Genomic DNA, 19031 nt, shown 5'->3' with positions numbered 1-19031 from the left:
TCCGTTTGCAAATACATTTGCCTATAAGCCGCTTCTAGCCTGAAAAGACCCCTCGTGCGCGACCGACCCGGTGCCTCCCACCCTGGCCGGCTTTTTGCGCAGCTAGAAACGGATATCGCCCATGCCGAAGCGCCAAGACATCAAATCGATCCTCATCATCGGCGCGGGACCGATCGTCATTGGCCAGGCTTGCGAATTCGACTATTCCGGCACCCAGGCCTGCAAGGCGCTGAAGGAGGAAGGCTACAGGGTCATCCTTGTCAACTCCAACCCGGCGACAATCATGACCGACCCGGGTCTCGCGGACGCGACCTACGTCGAGCCGATCACCCCGGAAGTCGTCGCCAAGATCATCGCCAAGGAGCGGCCGGATGCGCTGCTGCCGACCATGGGCGGCCAGACGGCGCTGAACACGGCTCTTTCGCTAAAGCGCATGGGTGTGCTCGACCGCTACAATGTCGAGATGATCGGCGCCAAGCCGGCCGCGATCGACATGGCGGAAGACCGCGCCCTCTTCCGTGAAGCCATGGCCCGCATCGGGCTGGAAACGCCGCGCTCGATGCTGGCGAACGCCACAGACATCAAGGACGCCGACCGCAAGATGCACGAGGCCGAGCGCACAAAGCTGCGCGAAAGCCTCTCCGGCGCCGCACTCGACACTGCGCTGGACGATCTGGAAAACCAGTGGAACCTGGGCGAGAGCGACCGCAAGCAGCGCTATTTGAACCACGCAATGGCGATCGCCGCTCAGGCGCTCGATGACGTCGGCCTGCCAGCCATCATCCGCCCGTCCTTCACCCTCGGCGGCACCGGCGGCGGCATTGCCTACAACCGTTCGGAATTCTTCGACATCGTCGGCGGCGGCCTCGATGCTTCGCCCACGACCGAAGTCCTGATCGAGGAGTCGGTCCTCGGCTGGAAGGAGTATGAAATGGAAGTTGTCCGCGACAAGGCGGACAATTGCATCATCATCTGCTCGATCGAAAACATTGATCCGATGGGCGTCCACACCGGCGACTCGATCACCGTCGCTCCGGCGCTGACGCTGACCGACAAGGAATATCAGATCATGCGCAACGCCTCGATTGCGGTGCTGCGCGAGATCGGCGTCGAGACCGGCGGCTCAAACGTCCAGTTCGCCGTCAATCCAAAGGACGGCCGCCTCGTGGTCATCGAGATGAACCCGCGCGTTTCGCGCTCTTCGGCGCTCGCCTCCAAGGCAACCGGTTTCCCAATCGCCAAGGTCGCGGCGAAACTCGCGATCGGCTACACGCTGGACGAACTGGAAAACGACATCACCGGTGGCGCCACACCCGCCTCCTTCGAACCGTCGATCGACTATGTCGTCACCAAGATCCCGCGCTTTGCCTTCGAGAAGTTCCCGGGCGCCTCGCCAATCTTGACGACGGCGATGAAGTCCGTCGGCGAAGTCATGGCGATCGGCCGCACCTTCGCCGAATCCCTGCAGAAGGCGCTGCGCGGCCTCGAAACGGGCCTGACTGGCCTTGATGAAATCGAAATTCCAGACGTCGAGGAAGGCGAGTCCAGCCAGAACGCCATCCGCGCCGCGATCGGCACGCCGACGCCCGATCGCCTGCGTATGGTTGCCCAGGCGCTGCGCCAGGGCATGAGCGAGGCCGAGGTTCACGAGGGCTCCAAGATCGACCCGTGGTTCATCGCCCAGTTCAAGGCGATCGTCGACATGGAGGCCCGTATCCGCGCGCATGGCCTACCGAGCGACGCGGTAAACCTGCGTATGCTGAAGGCCATGGGCTTTTCGGACGCGCGCCTCGCGACGCTGACGAACAAGCGTCCGAAAGAAGTGGCCGAACTTCGCAACAGCCTGAATGTCCGCCCGGTTTTCAAGCGCATCGACACCTGCGCGGCCGAATTCGCCTCGCCGACTGCCTATATGTATTCGACTTACGAAACGCCCTTCGTCGGCGCCGCCCGCTCCGAAGCGCAGGTCTCCGACCGCAAGAAGGTCGTCATCCTCGGCGGCGGTCCGAACCGTATCGGCCAGGGTATCGAGTTCGATTACTGTTGCTGCCACGCCGCCTTCGCACTGAAGGATGCCGGCTACGAAGCGATCATGATCAACTGCAACCCGGAAACGGTCTCGACCGACTACGACACCTCCGACCGCCTCTATTTCGAGCCGCTGACGGCCGAAGACGTTATCGAGATCCTGCGCGCCGAGCAGGAAAAGGGTGAGGTCGTCGGCGTCATCGTCCAGTTCGGCGGTCAGACGCCGCTGAAGCTTGCCGAAGCGCTGGAAAAGAACGGCATCCCGATCCTCGGCACCGCGCCGGATGCGATCGACCTTGCCGAAGACCGCGACCGCTTCCAGAAGCTTCTGATGAAGCTCGACCTCAACCAGCCGAACAACGGCATTGCCTATTCCGTCGAGCAGGCTCGCCTCGTCGCTGCCGAAATCGGCTTCCCGCTGGTGGTACGCCCCTCCTACGTTCTCGGCGGCCGGGCCATGCAGATCATCCACTCGGAATCGATGCTGCAGACCTATCTGCTCGACACCGTTCCGGAACTGGTTCCGGAAGACATCAAGCAGCGCTATCCGAACGACAAGACCGGCCAGATCAACACGCTGCTCGGCAAGAACCCGCTGCTCTTCGACAGCTACCTGACGAACGCCATCGAGGTCGACGTAGACTGCCTCTCCGACGGCGATGACGTCTACGTCGCGGGTATCATGGAGCACATCGAAGAGGCCGGCATCCATTCCGGCGACTCGGCCTGCTCGCTGCCACCGCGCTCGCTGTCGGGGGACTTGCTCGACGAGCTCGAGCGCCAGGCAAAGGCCATGGCCAAGGCGCTGAATGTCGGCGGTCTGATGAACGTGCAGTTCGCGATCAAGGACAGCACCGTCTACGTACTCGAAGTCAACCCGCGCGCCTCGCGCACCGTGCCGTTCGTGGCAAAGACCATCGGCGCGCCGATTGCCAAGATCGCCGCCCGCGTCATGGCCGGCGAGAAGCTGGATGCCGCCTTCGCCGCCTACGGTGAAAAGCCCGATCCGCGCGCCCTGAAGCATATCGCCGTCAAGGAGGCCGTCTTCCCCTTCGCCCGCTTCCCGGGCGTCGATACGCTGCTCGGGCCTGAAATGCGCTCGACCGGGGAGGTCATCGGCCTCGACACCGATTTCGCCCTTGCCTTCGCCAAGTCGCAGCTCGGCGCCGGCGTTGAACTGCCGCGTGACGGGACGGTCTTCGTCTCCGTTCGCGACCACGACAAGCCGCGAGTGCTGCCCGCGATCCGTGTTCTTGTAGACGAAGGTTTCAAGGTACTCGCCACCGGCGGCACGCAACGCTTCTTGGCTGAAAATGGCATCGAAGCGACGAAGATCAACAAGGTGCTCGAAGGCCGTCCACACATCGAGGATGCAATCCGCAACCGCCAGGTCCAACTTGTCATCAACACGACGGACGGCAACAAGGCGATCTCCGATTCGAAGTCACTCCGCCGCGCGACACTGATGCAGAAGGTGCCGTATTACACGACGATGGCCGGCGCCGAAGCAGCCGCCCAGGCGATCAAGGCGCTGAAGGCCGGCAACCTCGAGGTTCGCCCGCTGCAGAGCTATTTCTGAGCATTAGACGACCGGAAGTTGCCGTAAAACCTCCCGGATGTTACCGTTGCGGCGGTACAGTCGGAGCGATTGATGGCAAAGAACATCGTCATTCTGTTCGATGGCACATCGAACGAGATTTCGGCCGACCGGACCAATATTGTCAGACTGTTCGGCACCTTGAAACGCTCGGATGCGCAGATCGTCTACTACGATCCAGGCGTCGGCACGTTCGGCGCGGCCAATGCCTGGTCGAGACTGCTTCGCAAATCCTATGAGGTTTTCGGGCTCGCGACGGGCTGGGGCCTCGACCAGAACGTCAAGGAAGCTTACCGCTTCCTGGTCGAAAACTACGATCGCGGCCCGCCCGACGCCGCTCGGCGGCATTCCGACCGCGACCGCATCTACATCTTCGGCTTCAGCCGTGGCGCTTATTCGGCGCGGGTGCTAGCGGGTTTCATCCATGCCTTCGGCCTTACAAGCCGGCATCATCTCAACCTGCTCGATTATGCCTACAGGACCTACAAGGGAATTTCCGCGCACGAAGAGAAAGCCGGCGGCGCTGCAGAAAATGGCGGCGAGGATCCGTCCTCTGCTTTCGCCGCCATGCGTCTCTACGAACGCATGCTCCGAAACGACCGCCCGCCGATCAAGCTGCTTGGTCTTTTCGACACGGTGACCTCAGTGATCGAAACGGGGAAATGGTTTCCGCAGTTCAAGACCCATCCTTTCACCCGCAAGAACCCGAGCGTCGAATGGGTGCGGCACGCAGTCGCCATAGATGAACGGCGGACGATGTTCCAGCCAGAGCTCTGGGAGCGGGACCAGGAATATTGGGGCCGCCCGTTCCGGCCGAAGGCACCGGTGGCGAAGCAGAATTTCCGGGAAGTCTGGTTCGCCGGCGTCCACGGCGATATCGGCGGCGGCTATCCGGAAGCGCAAAGCGGGGCAGTCAAGATCCCCCTCGCCTGGATGATCCAGGAAACGCAACCGGCCGGGCTCCTCTACCGCACCCGCATCGTCAACGACATCGTGCTCGGAAAAGGCGGAAAGAAGTATGTGTCTCTGGACGCCACTGCTCCCATCCATGATTCCATGACCGCCGGATGGAAAATCGTCGAATACATTCCGCGGCGCGTGCCGGAAAATTCCTGGCGCAGGCACAGCAACCGGGATGCGGTCTATTTCCCGTTGAGCGACCGACGCTTCATTCCGCACGATGCGCTGATCCATATCTCGGTCAAGGAACGGATGAATGCCGGCCCCTACAATCCGCCGAATTTGCCAGCAAATCCTGACTTCGTTTCTTAACGGCTTGAATCACTCTCTTCGATCACGCGTCCAAGCGCTTGATCCGACTCACATCTTCACCAACGCGATCGGCGTGCTGTGAGCAGACAGTTAGCCGGGCGCGCGCCATTACGAATTTTATGGAAATCGGCGGCAACGATCTGCTATAAGCGGGCGATTAGGATTATTGCACGGTTCCGAAGTCCCCTTCGGGACCTGTTTTCTTTTGTGTCGCTGCCTGACTATAGGACACGAAGATCAAAGGACAGGAAAATGGTTGATAAGGTTCCGATGACACAGGGTGGTTTCGTCAAGCTGCAGGAAGAACTGCGCTGGCGTCAGCAGGAGGAGCGCCCGCGCATCATCGAAGCGATCGCCGAAGCCCGTGCCCATGGCGATCTTTCCGAAAACGCCGAATATCACGCAGCCAAGGAAGCGCAGAGCCACAACGAGGGCCGCATCAGCGAGCTCGAAGACCTGACGGCGCGCGCCGAAGTGATCGACCTTGCGAAGATGTCCGGCGACAAGATCAAGTTCGGCGCCAAGGTCAAACTCGTCGACGAGGACACCGAGGAAGAAAAGACCTACCAGATCGTCGGCGATCAGGAAGCCGACGTGAAAGCCGGCCGCATTTCCATCTCCTCCCCTATCGCCCGCGCGCTGATCGGCAAGGTAGTCGGCGATTCCATCGAGGTCATCGCACCGGGCGGCTCGAAAGCCTACGAAGTCCTGTCGATCTCCTGGGGTTGATTGCCTGTGGCGGAAACGGTCAAGCCGGCCGCGATGGATATAGCTGACGTCGAAATCATCGCACCGAACTTCAAGCAGCGCCTCTCCGGCGTCACGTCGACGATCGTTCAGCTGATTCCCCTCCAGGTCAGGCTCGGCATCAAGATTGCAACGCTCGGCCCCGGCTTACCGAAAGACCTACCGAAGCTGACGTGGAGACAGCTTCTTGGCGCATGGCGTCCGTCAGCCGGACGCCGGCAGCGCGTGTGGCACGCACGCCGCAACAACGAGATGGCCGCTGGTATCGTGCTGCGGCACGTTTTGCGCATGCCATTGAAGCTGCTCTTTACGTCGGCCGCCCAGCGCCGCCATACCGCCTACACGCGCTGGCTTATCCGCCGGATGGACGCGGTCGTCGCGACCAATGCGCGGTCCGGCTCCTTCCTCCAGGTGCCGCATATTGTCATCCGCCACGGCGTCGATCTGGAACTTTTCCATCCACCCCGGACCGCCGAGGACACCATAAAGGCCACCGGTCTGCCCGGCAGGTATCTCGTGGGCTGCTTCGGCCGCATAAGGCATCAGAAAGGCACCGACCTATTCGTTCGGTCGATGATCGATCTGCTGCCGCAACATCCGGATTGGACGGCGGTGATCTCCGGCCGGGTCACGGCAGAGCATACCGCTTTCGCCGACAAGCTGAAGGCCGATATCGCCGCCGCCGGCCTTGAAGATCGGATCGTCTTTCTGGGCGAAGTGCCAGACATCAAGGTCTGGTACCGCCGCCTGACCCTATATGTTGCCCCTTCCCGAAATGAAGGTTTCGGGCTGACGCCTCTCGAAGCTATGGCATCGGAGACTGCGGTTGTGGCATCGGACGCCGGAGCCTATGCCGAAATGATCGAGGACGGGACGAACGGAAGCGTCGTTCAGGCCGGCGATGGCGAAGCTCTCACGAAGGCAATCGCACCCTATCTCGCCGATCCACAAAGGACGCTCGCCCGTGGCGAGATTGCGCTCGCGCATGTGCGGGCAAATTTTGCACTGGAAGGCGAGGCCACGGCATTGAAAGCCGTCTATGAGGACCTTCTTCGGCGGTAGCGGTCAATTCTCTCGGTTACGGCTGCGCTTGAAACGTTCGAGATAGGCACTGGCGACCGCATCGTCGATAATCGGAGATACCGCGCGCCAGTATGTCTAAATGTCTACCAGAGAGACATCCTTTACCTGTCGAATGGTCAACATCGTCCGCACGGTATCCACATTCTCCGTGGCCGTGAGCTCTTCGATCACGAAATCCTGAAAGCCCGCTAGGTTCTCAGCGACGCACTGCAAGAGAAAATCGGATTCGCCCGACACCATCCAGGCCTCTCGCACGAGCGGCCAATTGGCTGTCTGCTTCGCAAATGCCTTGAGATTGGCATCCGACTGATGTTTCAGACCGACCATACAGAAGGCCACCAGATCATAACCGAGCGCCGGCGCATTCAAAAGCGCCCGATAGCCACGGATGAATCCGGATTCCTCCAGCTTACGCACCCGCCTGAGACAGGGCGGCGCCGAGATACCGACCCGCTCGGCAAGTTCGACATTCGTCATCCGGCCATCATTCTGGAGCTCGCGCAGAATCTTCATATCTATCGCATCAAGTTCGACGCGCATCACCATGGTAGAGCTTCCTGTTTCTTTTTCGATCGGCCGTTTGCAGGCCGCTTCCTATTATTGCCCGCGACAACTTCAAACGCCGAGCCTCGCTGCCAACCTGTATTCAATTGAGGTTCGAACTTGCCCTTGGCGAGGGCATGCACGCCTATGATGAAGCCTTTGATAGGTGCAAACCACACAGTATCCCGCGCCAATCCATACATCGTCCTCGTTAAGCGTCTACCGAACCGCCATGCTTTATAATCGTGTTGCGGCCGAGATGCAGTGACCTCGGCAACAGCAAGCCCTAGCGAGGCAAAAATAGCCCGAAAGTGGCATATATGCACGTCGATCCCTAAGGCTTCTTCATCAGATCCGGGGCCCCAATCTGGGATATTAAGCCCGGCTCGACTGGTTGGCCGGTAAAAGGATAGGTCAGAGATCCATCATAGACAAAATTGATATCGCCTTTCGTCAGACACTGTTTTCAATAACTTTTGGTACTCGCTCGCGGATCGTTCAACGGAAATGGTGATCGGCGCTTGCCCATTACTGGCTCTCTGTTGTAGCGGTGTGGATGAAATGGTCGATAACAGCATCAGCCAGCGAAAACGAGGGCGTCGGGGTCGAACCAACAAAAACATCTGCGGATAGCTCGTGATAAGAGCGTAAGCACTTGTGCGTATTCCATGCTGTCCCCTTGAAAGGTAGCTTGGTTCATCCCTAGACTATACAAAAGCGTTTATTACGATATCTCGCACGGCTTCCACAGGATGCCTGCCACCAAAGGATCCGGACCATGACTGCCCGACACACTAAAGTTCTCATCATCGGCTCCGGTCCCGCGGGCTATACGGCCGCAGTGTATGCGGCACGCGCGATGCTGAAGCCGGTGCTGATCGCCGGGATGGAGCAAGGCGGGCAATTGATGATCACGACGGATGTCGAGAACTATCCGGGCTTTGCCGACCCGATCCAGGGCCCGTGGCTGATGGACCAGATGCTGCACCAGGCCAAGCATGTCGGCGCAGAGATCGTCAGCGATATCGTAACCGAGGTCGAGATGAACCAGCGGCCCTTCGTGGCCCGCACCGACAGCGGCCAGGTCTGGACCGCCGATACACTGATCATCGCGACCGGCGCCAAGGCAAAATGGCTCGGCATCGAAAGCGAACAGCATTTCCAGGGCTTTGGCGTTTCAGCCTGCGCCACCTGCGATGGCTTCTTCTATCGCAACAAGGACGTCATCGTCGTTGGCGGCGGCAACAGCGCCGTCGAGGAAGCCCTTTATCTTTCCAATATCACGAAGTCGGTGACGGTCGTGCATCGCCGCGATGCCTTCCGTGCCGAAAAGATCCTGCAGGAGCGCCTCTTCTCGAAGGAGAATGTGACGGTTCTCTGGAACACCGAAGTCGCCGAAATCACCGGCACGCCGGCGAAACCGCCGATGCCGCCTTCCGTTACCGGCGCGCGCTTGCGCGATACCCGCACCGGCGCCATCAGCGACGTTTCGGTCGACGGCGTCTTCGTGGCGATCGGCCATGCGCCGGCAACCGAACTTTTCAAGGGCAAGCTCAAGCTCAAGGACAACGGCTATCTCTGGACCGCTCCGGATTCGACCGCAACCAGCATAGAGGGGATCTATGCTGCGGGTGACGTGACGGACGACACCTTCCGGCAGGCGGTCACCGCCGCCGGCATGGGATGCATGGCCGCCCTCGAAGCCGAGCGTTATCTCACGGGCCACATGCCCGTCGCCGTGGCCGCGGAGTAAGATCGGCTATGAGGGGTGGGGGGATGCCATTGGATTGGGACAAGCTGCGTATTTTTCACGCGGCTGCCGAGGCCGGATCGTTCACGCATGCGGCCGACAAGCTGCATCTCTCCCAATCCGCGATCAGCCGCCAGGTGAGCGCGCTGGAGCAGGACGTCGGCACCAAACTCTTCCATCGCCATGCCCGCGGCCTGATCCTGACGGAACAGGGCGAACTGCTCTATCGCACCGCCCATGACGTGCTGCTGAAGCTCGAAACGGTGAAGATGCAGCTCACGGAAACGACAGAAACGCCCACCGGCAAGCTGCGGGTGACCACCACCGTCGGCCTCGGCCAGGGCTGGCTGACGGACAAGATCCAGGAGTTCATGCAGCTCTATCCGGACGTCCAGATCCAGCTCATCCTCGACAACGAGGAACTGGACGTGAACATGCGTCATGCAGATTGCGCCATCCGCCTGCGCCAACCGCAGCAGTCCGATCTCATTCAGCGCAAGCTCTTCACCGTGCATATGCACGTCTATGCCGCCCCGTCCTATATTAACCGCTACGGCGAGCCTCAGTCGGTCGAGGACCTGGACAATCACCGCATCATTACCTTCGGTGAGCCCGCCCCCAGCTATCTGCTGGACGTAAACTGGCTGGAAATTGCCGGCCGCTCCTCGGACAACAAGCGGATTCCGCATCTGCAGATCAACAGCCAGACCTCGATCAAGCGCGCCTGCCTGCTTGGCATCGGTGTCGCCTGCATGCCGGATTACATCGTCGGACGCGATCCGGGTCTCATCCAGCTAGCGATCAACGCCGACGTGCCCTCGTTCGACACCTATTTCTGCTATCCGGACGAAATCAAGAATGCCGCAAAGCTGAAGGCATTCCGCGATTTTATCGTCAGCAAGGCGAGAAACTGGAACTTCTGATTCCCGTTTTTGTTCACTAAAATGCTGACCATGCAACCAACGCATGACTGGCATGCACAAAAGAGGGTTGCCGTTTGCTCAATTAAACACCATATCGCACTCAGCTGATGCACACGGTGGCTTTTCCTCCCAGTTCCACCGCATTAGCTGTTCCCCTCTGGAGGTTTTTGACCTTCACACCTTAAAGGGCCCCGAACTTTCGGCGGCCCTCTTTTTTTGCCCAGAATCGCTGCATCGCAACATAATTTGTGCAGCGCATGGCAGACATGCATAATAATGCATTGAAAGCTGCCCAAGAAAGCACCATATCGCACGTAGCTGATGCACTTCGGTGGCTTCTCTCCCAGTGCCACCGCATTAGCTGTTCCCCTCTGGAGGTTTTTGACCTTCACACCTTAAAGGGCCCCGAACTTTTCGGCGGCCCTCTTTTTTGCTTGAAATTTAGGCAGTCACCAAAACAGAACAGCTCACGTCCTCGTGATTTGCATATCGAATAACCGCGATCCATATATCGATAAAATCCGATTTATAGTTCGGCATAAGACGATGGATAGAGATGAAATCCTGAAAGCGCTTTCCCACCCGATGCGGGTGGAAATCCTCAACTGGCTGAAGGATCCGAAGGAGCACTTCTCCTCCCAGGAGCACCCTTTGGAAATGGGTGTCTGCGCCAGCCAGTTCGAGCGCTGCGGCCTTTCGCAATCGACCGTATCCGCTCATCTTGCAACATTGAGCCGCGCCGGCCTCGTCACGACCAGGCGCGTCGGCCAATGGGTTTTCTACAAGCGCAACGAAGAAGCGATCGCTGCCTTCCTCAAGCAACTAAGCCAGGATCTGTGACAGCCTGATCGGCGTCAGCGCCACCGCACTTGCCTATCTCTCCGCCGGGTCGAGTTCACCCGCCATGCGGAGTGATCCTCCCGCCAGAACAGGAAAGGACTTCCATGAACAAGCTTTTCGAACCCGCGCAGATTGGCGACATTGCCGTCAGGAACCGCATCGTCATGGCACCGCTGACCCGCAACCGCTCGCCCGGCGCGATCCCGAACGATCTGAACGTCGAATATTATCGCCAGCGCGCCACAGCCGGTCTCATCATCACCGAGGCAACGGCAATCACACACCAGGGCCAAGGTTACGCCGACGTTCCCGGTCTCTACAAGAAAGAAGCTCTCGATGGCTGGAAGCGCGTGACGGATGCCGTGCATGCAGGCGGCGGCAAAATCGTCGTACAGATGTGGCATGTCGGCCGCATCTCGCACACCACGCTGCAGCCGAACGGCGGCAAGCCGGTCTCTTCAACCAATAAAGTCGCGACGGCGAAGACCTATCTGGTCAACGCCGATGGTACCGGCAGCTTCGCGGAGACCTCCGAGCCGCGTGCGCTCGAGACATCTGAAATTCCCGGCATCATCGAGGATTATCGCAAGGCAACGCGCGCTGCGATCGACGCAGGTTTCGACGGCGTCGAAATCCATGGCGCAAACGGCTACCTGCTCGACCAATTCCTTCGCGATGGCGTCAACGACCGCACCGACCGGTATGGCGGCTCGATCGAAAACCGCGCCCGCTTCACCTTCGAGGTGGTCCATGCCGTGACTCGGGAAATCGGTGCCGGCCGCACGGCGATCCGTATTTCGCCGGTCACACCCTCGGGCGAAAGCTATGATTCGGATCCGCAGGCGCTTTTCACCTATGTCGTCGAAGGCCTCGCCAGATATGACCTCGCCTATGTCCACGTTATCGAGGGCCAGACGGGCGGCAAGCGCGACTACACGCAGGGGACAAATCCACCCTTCGACTACAAGGATCTGCGCCAGGCTTATGAAAAGGCTGGCGGCCATGCAAACTGGATGGTCAACAACGGCTACGACCGTCAGATGGCAATCGATGCCGTCGAAAGACGGCCGCGCCGACCTGGTCGCCTTCGGCAAGCCCTTCATCGCCAATCCGGATCTGGTCGAACGCCTGCAAAAGAACCTGCCGGTGAACACGCCGGACCAGGCCACCTTCTATGGCGGCGGGGCAAAGGGTTACATCGACTATCCACTGCTCGAAAAGGTCGCCTGACTGTCAGACGTACTGGATGAAATCCCGCCTTGCGCGGGATTTCTTTTTCCACTGCCGCCGTTAGAATGCGGCCATGTTCGAATCCCATCTCGACCGCTGGTCGCTGGCGCCGGACGGCGAACCGATCATCACCCATTCCAGTCACCTCCTGCCCGTCCTTTGGAACGGCAAACCGGCAATGCTCAAGAAGTCTCGTGACGTGGCCGAAAGGGCCGGCGGTGCGTTGATGCACTGGTGGGACGGCGGCGGGGCCGCCAAAGTCTATGCTCATGATGACGAAGCTGTTCTGCTCGAACGGGCGACGGGCGGTCGCTCGCTGCTGAAGATGGCGATGGATGGCGAAGACGATGAGGCAAGCCGGATCATCTGCCGCACCGTCGAAAGACTGCACGCACCGCGCCAAAAGCCCCTGCCCGGTCTCATCCCGCTCCGCCGCTGGTTCCGGGAACTGGCGCCTGCAGCGAGAACTTATGGCGGCATCCTTCCCGAATGCAGTGCTATCGCCGAGACGCTGCTTTCCGATCCGCGCGATCCGGTCGTGCTGCACGGCGACATTCACCACAGCAACATTCTCGATTTCGAAGAAGACGGGTGGCTTGCGATCGACCCGAAGGGCCTGATCGGCGAACGCGGCTTCGACTATGCCAATACTTTCGCCAATGAAGACCTTCCGGCCATCAGCGTGCCGGGACGCCTCCGGCGCCAGCTCCGGATCGTTTGTGCCGAAACCGGCATGGAGCCCAAACGCCTGCTGCAATGGATTGCTGCCTATTCCGGCCTGTCGGCGGCTTGGTTCCTCGGCGACAATATGAATACGTCTGCTGAGAACCCGCTTTCCGTCGCGCGCATCGCTCTGGCGGAGTTGCGGCAAGCCTAGCGGCTTCCTTCAATAAAGGTCAGAGGATGTTTTCTTCATGCGGCAGATTGGAGAATATACGCCACGCGCAAGAGCCTGCGCTTGAATGCCGCGGAAAAGCGGCTTCATCAACATGGTCGTCGAACGGGCGCTCGGCTCAGGCACGCGGAGAGACATCGGCGGAACCGCCACCCTTCCATTTGGTATCGACGACTTCCGTCTCCGGCCGGTCGCCGCCTTCGGCATATTCCTCATGCCATTTGCCTTTCTCGTCCTGCCAGCTGATCTCGGCGGAATCGCCGCCGACCTGCTGTTCGGCCGCGACGATGCGGGCTGCCTCCAGCGCTTCGGCATGCGACGGGAACGCTTCAGAATAGACTTCTCCCAGCCGGTAGGCCCAGCCGCCGTCATGGGGAACGACCTCGTAAACCACCTTGATCATGCACCTCTCCTCTTTTCTCGTTACCCGATCTGTCGGCAATCAGCCGAAGGTCGCCGGACTGCATCCGGTTCCATCGCGCGCGGCAAGGCGAGAATTACGAGGCACGCCGCGATTACTTCCGGCTGACCAATATCGGCAGTATTCCATTAAATGCACAAGACTGCAAATTCGCCACGCAGTCGCACTGCCTGATGGGGAAGATCATCGGCTGTCGAAGAACCGAATCAGAATTTCAGGGCCGGCGGATAGCCTGCCAGAGCCCGGTCGATCGTCACGAGCTGCAGTCCTTCGACTTGGGCATTGGGCGAGCAGAAGGCGGGCCGAAGGGGTCGCCTCTGGCAGGGATCATCGAAATCGTCGGCTTTGAACATCTGCGTCCTCGTGATGCCTTGCTCTTGAGGTAGGCTTCGGCCGCATCAAGGTTCACCCCCCGCGCTGCTTATGCGGGACGAGATCGAAGACCGGACCGCCGTTTCGCGATGCAAGCTCAGTCTGGCCGTTCTTGGGATCGTGGATCGATAAAGTTTTCTTGCGTCAAATGCAGCCACCCAGCCACACCGTCAACGATGGGATCAAAAGGGAAAAGCCCGCCATCGCTGACGGGCCTTTCTTCAATTCTGCCAACAGCTTTACTTGCAGGCGGCGCAGAAGCGCTGGATGCGCTTGCAGGCTTCCTCGAGCAGAGCTTCCGAGGTCGCATAGGAAATGCGGAAGTTCGGGCCGAGCCCGAAGGCCGAGCCGTGCACGACGGCGACGCCTTCACTTTCGAGCAGCTCGGAAACGAAATCTTCGTCGGTCTCGATGGCCTTGCCAGAAGGCGCGGTTTTGCCGATCAGGCCGGCGCAGGACGGGTAGACGTAAAAGGCGCCCTCCGGCGACGGGCAGGTGATGCCTCTGGCCTGGTTCAGCATTGAAACCACCAGATCGCGGCGGCCCTCGAAGATCTTCTTGTTCACCGGGATGAAATCCTGCGTCCCGTTCAGCGCCTCGACGGCGGCCCACTGGGCAATCGACGTCGCACCCGAGGTCTGCTGCCCCTGGACCATATCCATGGCCTTGATGAGCTCAAGCGGCCCGGCCGCGTAGCCGATACGCCAGCCGGTCATCGCATAGGCCTTGGAGACCCCGTTCATCGTCAGCGTGCGGTCGTAGAGCTTCGGCTCGACTTCTACCGGCGTGACGAACTTGAAGTCGCCATAGGTCAGGTGCTCGTACATGTCGTCGGTGAGCACCCAGACATGCGGATGCTTGAGCAGCACGTCGGTCAGCGCCTTGAGTTCGGCAAGCGTATAGGCAGCACCTGACGGGTTCGACGGCGAGTTAAAGACGAACCACTTGGTCTTCGGCGTGATCGCCTTGTCGAGATCCGCTGCCTGGAGCTTGAAGTTGTTTTCCTGCGTGGTCGAGACGACGACAGGTGTGCCGCCGCAAAGCGCCACCATCTCCGGATAGGACACCCAGTAGGGAGCCGGAATGACGACTTCGTCGCCAGGGTTCAGTGTCGCCATGAAGGCGTTGAACAGGATCTGCTTGCCGCCGGTGCCGACGATCGTCTGCTCCCAGGAATATTCCAGGCCGTTCTCGCGCTTGAACTTCGCGGCGATCGCCTTGCGCAGTTCCGGGATGCCGGAAACCGGCGTGTACTTCGTCTCGCCGCGATTGATCGCCTCGATAGCGGCCTTCTTGATATTGTCCGGCGTATCGAAGTCCGGCTCGCCGGCGCCGAGGCCGATCACATCGCGCCCCTTTGCTTTCAGCTCACGCGCTTTCTGGGAGACGGCGATGGTGGCTGAAGGCTTCACACGGGAAAGAGCATCGGCAAGAAAGGCCATGATATCGGTCCTATACGGTTGAAACGGGCAGAAGGCCGGGACCGGAGTTCTGCGGTTAGCTCTATGTCCAATGTACGGCGTCATTTCAAGCGCAAAGGCGTGATGGTGCCAATGATTCTTATTGATCAATTGCCGAGCGCGGCGGTCGAAGCATGAATCACTTTGCGAAGAACTTGAATCACTTTCTGAAGAGATGCCGATTTCATCCCTGGAATCAAAAACTTCGCCGGATTCAGCCTTTGCCATGATTATGCCGCAACAAATGACAAGGCATGCCGCAATTCGGTCGCGAGCCTGCCGGGATCTAAGCCTCATCTATAGCGCTCCGTAATTGGTTGTTGAGGGTATGCCAATGTTTCTGGAGGACGAGCGAGCCGCAGGGCGGCTTCGCGCCCGCCGGGTTTCGCTTTCTCTTTTGATTGCAGCAGGCGTCGTTGCCGCTTCGACGATGACGGCATTCGGGGTCATTTCGACAGCTCGCGCCGAAGGGACGCCGCAGCCGCAGAAGACCGAGCAAACAACCGGCTCCGTCACCGTACCGGTGCCGGCAGCAACCGAAGCGACCGCCCTGCCTGCGGCTTCGGCGAAGGCGCCGCGGATGACGACACACGCCGACGGGCAGATCATGCGCGGGCTGACCATGCTGGTTTTCGCCCTGACCGCTGCGGGCGCACTTGCAGTATGGCGCCGCCGTATCAAGCGCCTATTGACCACGAGGACCCGGTAATGGTGTCAAGCCCCCGCAACGGAAACCGGGATGCGTACGGGTTCGAACCGCTTCCCTCTTACCTCGAACTGGCCATGGCGACGGCGGCAGCCGCAGCCCATGACGGACCGCAGCAGCGTGAGAAAGGCTTCCTTTTCTCGCGCTTTTCGACGGTCGAGCGGATGATTGCGCTCGGCATCGCCGGGCTTGCCCTGTACGGCATCGCGCTGATGAGCGACGGCTTCTACATCAAGGGCAAGGCTGCCGTCGCGCAGATCCTGCTGCAGCACGCCTTCGCGGGACGCGAGCTGGTGGACACGACGCCGACCGCTTCCATTCAACGTCAAAACACAAAGCCGTTATCCGCGCCGCAATAAGGTTGAAGCGCCCTGCCTCCGCTCCACGTTGAAAGTGGATGAAAGCGACGGGAAACGCCACATGACTATCGCCAGAACATTCGCCGCTTCGGTGCTTTTCGGCCTGCCGGTCTTCGCACCCGGTTTCGCCGCGGCAGCAGACAGGGTCGAGACCGAGAAGGTGGCAGTCAGCGTCGAAACCCTGGCGGAAGGGCTGGAGCATCCCTGGGCTGTGGAAGTGCTCCCTGACGGCGCCTATCTGGTGACCGAACGGCCTGGGCGGATGCGGATCGTCAGGGACGGCACGCTTTCAGATCCGATCGGAGGCGTGCCGGACGTCCGCGCCCGTGGCCAGGGCGGTTTGATGGATGTGGCACTTGCGCCGGATTTTGCGACGAGCCGCACGATCTATTTCACGGCATCGACCGCCAATCGAAGAGGCTCGGGAACCGAAGCCTTCAGCGCCGCGCTTACCACCGACGGCAGCAAACTCGAGAACGTGAAGTCGATCTTCACGATGAAGCAGTTCACCGGCGGCAGCATCCAATACGGTTCGCGCATCGCCATGGCGGGCGACGGTAGTCTCTTTATCAGCATCGGCGACCGCGGCGACAGCAATCGCTCGCAGGACTGGAAAGATGATGCCGGCTCGATCGTGCATATCAATGCCGATGGCAGCATCCCTGCGGACAACCCGTTCAAGGACAGCGGAAAGGCGCTGCCGGAAATCTGGTCGAAAGGCCATCGCAACCCGCAGGGCATCACCTTCGACCTTGCCGACGGCAAACTCTACACCGTCGAGCACGGCGCACGCGGCGGCGACGAAATCAATGTCATTGAACCCGGCAAGAACTATGGCTGGCCGATCATCAGCTATGGACGTAATTACTCCGGCTCAAAGATCGGCGAAGGCACGGCCAAGAAAGGACTGGAACAGCCGCTGCATTATTGGGATCCGTCGATCGCGCCAGGCGCGCTCGCGATCTATCGCGGCAAAATGTTTCCCGAATGGGACGGCGACTTCGTTGTCGCAGCGCTCAAATTCGAACTGCTCGCCCGCATGCAACGCGACAAAAACGGTACCTTCGTTGCAGGGGAGCAGATTTTCGAGGGTGATTACGGCCGCCTGAGGGATGTTATCGTCGCACCGGACGGTGCGCTCTTGGTAGTCACGGACGAGGCCGATGGCGCACTGCTGCGTGTCTCGCGCTCCGACCGCCAGAACGGCTAGGCATTGCGCAGTTCCTTGCGGATCACGAATTTCAGGCCGGACCAGACGGAATCGATGGCACAGGCACAGACCTTGACGTCCACGAGACCGATCGGAAGCAGGATTGCCCGCAGCACATCCTCAGTTATCGTCGTCGGCAAGCGCGCTGCCTTCTTCGGCCAGGATATCCAGAGCATGCCGTCAGGATTCAAGGCCCTCAAAAAGTGACCTGCCATGCCTTCCAGTGCAACACGCTTGGCTTCGAAGACAAGTATGTAGTCAAAACATGCGCCGTCTTCGGGTAGCGCATCATCAACGCGCGAGAAGCCGGCAAAGCCGCTGATCTCGCCGATAGCGTCGGGCACACAGATCAGCAAGGCCGCCTGCCCGTCCCTCAGGCCGAGCTTTTTGGCAAGCGGAATTCCGGAGTAACCGGCGGGTCATTCTTTCAGCCGTGCACGCAATCCCGGCACTCTGAACGAGCCTTTCTTCGCCCTTGCCGGAACGAAATGCAACTGGTAACCGTCCTCGATACAACCTGCCCCACATCGAGGACTGATATGACGCGCGTCCAGGCGAACCTCCTTCTATTGCTTGCTGCCGCCATCTGGGGCGGCGGCTTCGTCGCGCAGTCGACGGCCATGAAGGCAATCGGTCCGTTCTGGTTCATAGGGTTGCGTTTTGCAGTGGCGACCGTCGCCGTCCTGCCTTTCCTGTTCGTTGAAGTGCGCAGGGCCAGTGTTGAGACGACGCGCCGCCACCTGGGGCTCTATATCTTGATCGGCCTTGCCCTTTTCGGCGGCGCTTCGACGCAACAGATCGGGCTTCAGACGACGACCGTGACGAACTCCAGCTTCATCACCGGGCTCTATGTTGTCTTCGTGCCGCTGATCGCAGTCGCCTTCCTGCGCCGACCGCCGCACTGGATCATCTGGCCGGCTGCCATCATGGCCGTCGCCGGTATCTACATGCTGTCCGGCGGGCATCTTTCGGCGCTGACCACGGGCGACGGCCTGACGGTGGTCTGTGCCGCGTTCTTGGCGATACAGATCACGCTCGCCGGCACGACGGTCTCCGAGACGGGAAGGCCCCTTACGCTGTCGGCAGCCCAATTCGCCGTGACGGCGGTCGCCGCGCTCTTCGTGGCCGCGATTGTCGAGCCTATCAGCATGGAGGCGATCTTGGGCGCGGCACCGGAGATCCTCTATGTCGGCGTCTTCTCTTCGGGCGTCGCTTTCGTGCTGCAGGTGATCGGCCAGCGCTACACCACGCCGTCGCAAGCCGCCATCTTCCTCTCCTCCGAAGCGCTCTTCGGCTCGGCACTCGGCGCCCTCCTACTTGGAGAGACGATGCCGCCGCTCGGCTATGCAGGCGGTGCGCTGATGTTTATCGCTATGCTTGTGGTCGAATTGGTACCGGAACTCAAAAAAAGACGCAGCCAGCCCGCTTGAGCAATGGCTTTTTCCGGGTTGGACGGCAATTCTAGAAAAAATTTAAGCGCGCCGTTCAAGACGCGCTATCATTGCATTTTTGGGAAAAACTGCTCTCAACTTATATTGCAAGCAATACAAAACCTTTGACATACCTGGACTGCGAGCGAAATTTTGCGTTTTGAC

The 19031-nt window shown here is 60.0% G+C and carries 15 protein-coding genes and 3 pseudogenes; 13 read left to right on the top strand and 5 right to left on the bottom strand.

The genetic code is table 11. The features are described from left to right. Positions 1–121: 121 nt before the first annotated feature. From carB to A3C3_RS0108895, 4 genes are all read left to right on the top strand, one after another. Positions 122–3607 (top strand): carbamoyl-phosphate synthase large subunit, encoded by a 3486-nt coding sequence (carB, locus tag A3C3_RS0108910; protein WP_022714256.1) that lies wholly within the window; start codon positions 122–124, stop codon positions 3605–3607. Between the two features lie 72 nt (positions 3608–3679). Continuing rightward, entirely contained in the window at positions 3680–4897 is a 1218-nt protein-coding gene (locus A3C3_RS0108905; RefSeq protein ID WP_022714255.1) for a T6SS phospholipase effector Tle1-like catalytic domain-containing protein, read from the top strand. Positions 4898–5149: 252 nt separating this feature from the next. Continuing rightward, a complete protein-coding gene (greA, locus tag A3C3_RS0108900; protein WP_022714254.1) occupies positions 5150–5626 on the top strand; it encodes a transcription elongation factor GreA in 477 nt (158 codons plus the stop codon). A 33-nt stretch (positions 5627–5659) separates the two neighbouring features. Then, on the top strand, positions 5660–6706 hold the full coding sequence (locus A3C3_RS0108895; RefSeq protein ID WP_033419632.1) for a glycosyltransferase family 4 protein: 1047 nt from the start codon (positions 5660–5662) through the stop codon (positions 6704–6706). Between the two features lie 96 nt (positions 6707–6802). Here the strand turns inward: A3C3_RS0108895 and A3C3_RS0108890 are convergent, their stop codons facing one another. Next, a complete protein-coding gene (locus A3C3_RS0108890; protein ID WP_022714252.1) occupies positions 6803–7273 on the bottom strand; it encodes an Lrp/AsnC family transcriptional regulator in 471 nt (156 codons plus the stop codon). Between the two features lie 775 nt (positions 7274–8048). On the opposite strand from A3C3_RS0108890, the gene trxB reads away from it, so the two are divergent. From trxB to A3C3_RS0108865, 5 genes and pseudogenes are all read left to right on the top strand, one after another. Beyond that, the gene (gene trxB / locus A3C3_RS0108885; protein WP_022714251.1) at positions 8049–9023 is read left to right on the top strand and encodes a thioredoxin-disulfide reductase; all 975 of its coding nucleotides are present in this window, start codon (positions 8049–8051) and stop codon (positions 9021–9023) included. A 23-nt stretch (positions 9024–9046) separates the two neighbouring features. Then, entirely contained in the window at positions 9047–9943 is an 897-nt protein-coding gene (locus A3C3_RS0108880) for a LysR family transcriptional regulator VtlR (protein WP_022714250.1), read from the top strand. 546 nt (positions 9944–10489) lie between these two features. After that, positions 10490–10783, top strand: coding sequence for an ArsR/SmtB family transcription factor (locus tag A3C3_RS0108875; RefSeq protein ID WP_022714249.1), 294 nt, complete (start codon positions 10490–10492; stop codon positions 10781–10783). 104 nt (positions 10784–10887) lie between these two features. Next, a pseudogene (locus tag A3C3_RS41350) lies at positions 10888–12013 on the top strand (alkene reductase). 73 nt (positions 12014–12086) lie between these two features. Then, positions 12087–12890: an aminoglycoside phosphotransferase family protein gene (locus A3C3_RS0108865; RefSeq protein ID WP_022714248.1), complete on the top strand. Its 804-nt coding sequence runs from the start codon at positions 12087–12089 to the stop codon at positions 12888–12890. Positions 12891–13026: 136 nt separating this feature from the next. Here the strand turns inward: A3C3_RS0108865 and A3C3_RS0108855 are convergent, their stop codons facing one another. From A3C3_RS0108855 to A3C3_RS0108845, 3 genes and pseudogenes are all read right to left on the bottom strand, one after another. Further along, positions 13027–13311, bottom strand: a complete 285-nt coding sequence (locus A3C3_RS0108855; RefSeq protein ID WP_022714246.1) for a DUF2188 domain-containing protein — start codon at positions 13309–13311, stop codon at positions 13027–13029. Positions 13312–13652: 341 nt separating this feature from the next. Then, a pseudogene (locus tag A3C3_RS48545) lies at positions 13653–13827 on the bottom strand (type II toxin-antitoxin system Phd/YefM family antitoxin); the annotation flags it as partial. Between the two features lie 113 nt (positions 13828–13940). Next, the gene (locus A3C3_RS0108845; protein ID WP_028739508.1) at positions 13941–15143 is read right to left on the bottom strand and encodes a pyridoxal phosphate-dependent aminotransferase; all 1203 of its coding nucleotides are present in this window, start codon (positions 15141–15143) and stop codon (positions 13941–13943) included. A gap of 352 nt (positions 15144–15495) precedes the next feature. Between A3C3_RS0108845 and A3C3_RS0108840 the strand changes: the two genes are divergently transcribed. The 3 genes from A3C3_RS0108840 to A3C3_RS0108830 all read left to right on the top strand — a co-directional run bounded on the left by A3C3_RS0108840 (position 15496) and on the right by A3C3_RS0108830 (position 17436). Then, positions 15496–15870 (top strand): hypothetical protein, encoded by a 375-nt coding sequence (locus A3C3_RS0108840; RefSeq protein WP_028739507.1) that lies wholly within the window; start codon positions 15496–15498, stop codon positions 15868–15870. 74 nt (positions 15871–15944) lie between these two features. Beyond that, positions 15945–16226, top strand: coding sequence for a hypothetical protein (locus tag A3C3_RS45985; RefSeq protein WP_183906854.1), 282 nt, complete (start codon positions 15945–15947; stop codon positions 16224–16226). Between the two features lie 61 nt (positions 16227–16287). Then, positions 16288–17436 carry a PQQ-dependent sugar dehydrogenase gene (locus A3C3_RS0108830; RefSeq protein WP_028739542.1) on the top strand — a complete coding sequence of 383 codons (1149 nt, stop codon included), beginning with the start codon at positions 16288–16290 and terminating at the stop codon, positions 17434–17436. Here the strand turns inward: A3C3_RS0108830 and A3C3_RS38015 are convergent. Then, a pseudogene (locus A3C3_RS38015) lies at positions 17433–17852 on the bottom strand (DUF3052 domain-containing protein); the annotation flags it as partial. The gene A3C3_RS0108830 and the pseudogene A3C3_RS38015 overlap by 4 nt on opposite strands. 123 nt (positions 17853–17975) lie before the next feature. On the opposite strand from A3C3_RS38015, the gene A3C3_RS0108820 reads away from it, so the two are divergent. Continuing rightward, positions 17976–18866, top strand: a complete 891-nt coding sequence (locus A3C3_RS0108820; protein WP_022714242.1) for a DMT family transporter — start codon at positions 17976–17978, stop codon at positions 18864–18866. Positions 18867–19031 lie beyond the last annotated feature (165 nt).

It is taken from the genome of Rhizobium mongolense USDA 1844, assembly GCF_000419765.1.
GTDB classification, from domain to species: Bacteria; Pseudomonadota; Alphaproteobacteria; order Rhizobiales; family Rhizobiaceae; genus Rhizobium; species Rhizobium mongolense.
The sequence above is the reverse complement of the archived record's forward strand: the minus strand, read 5'-3'. Positions and strand labels throughout refer to the sequence as shown.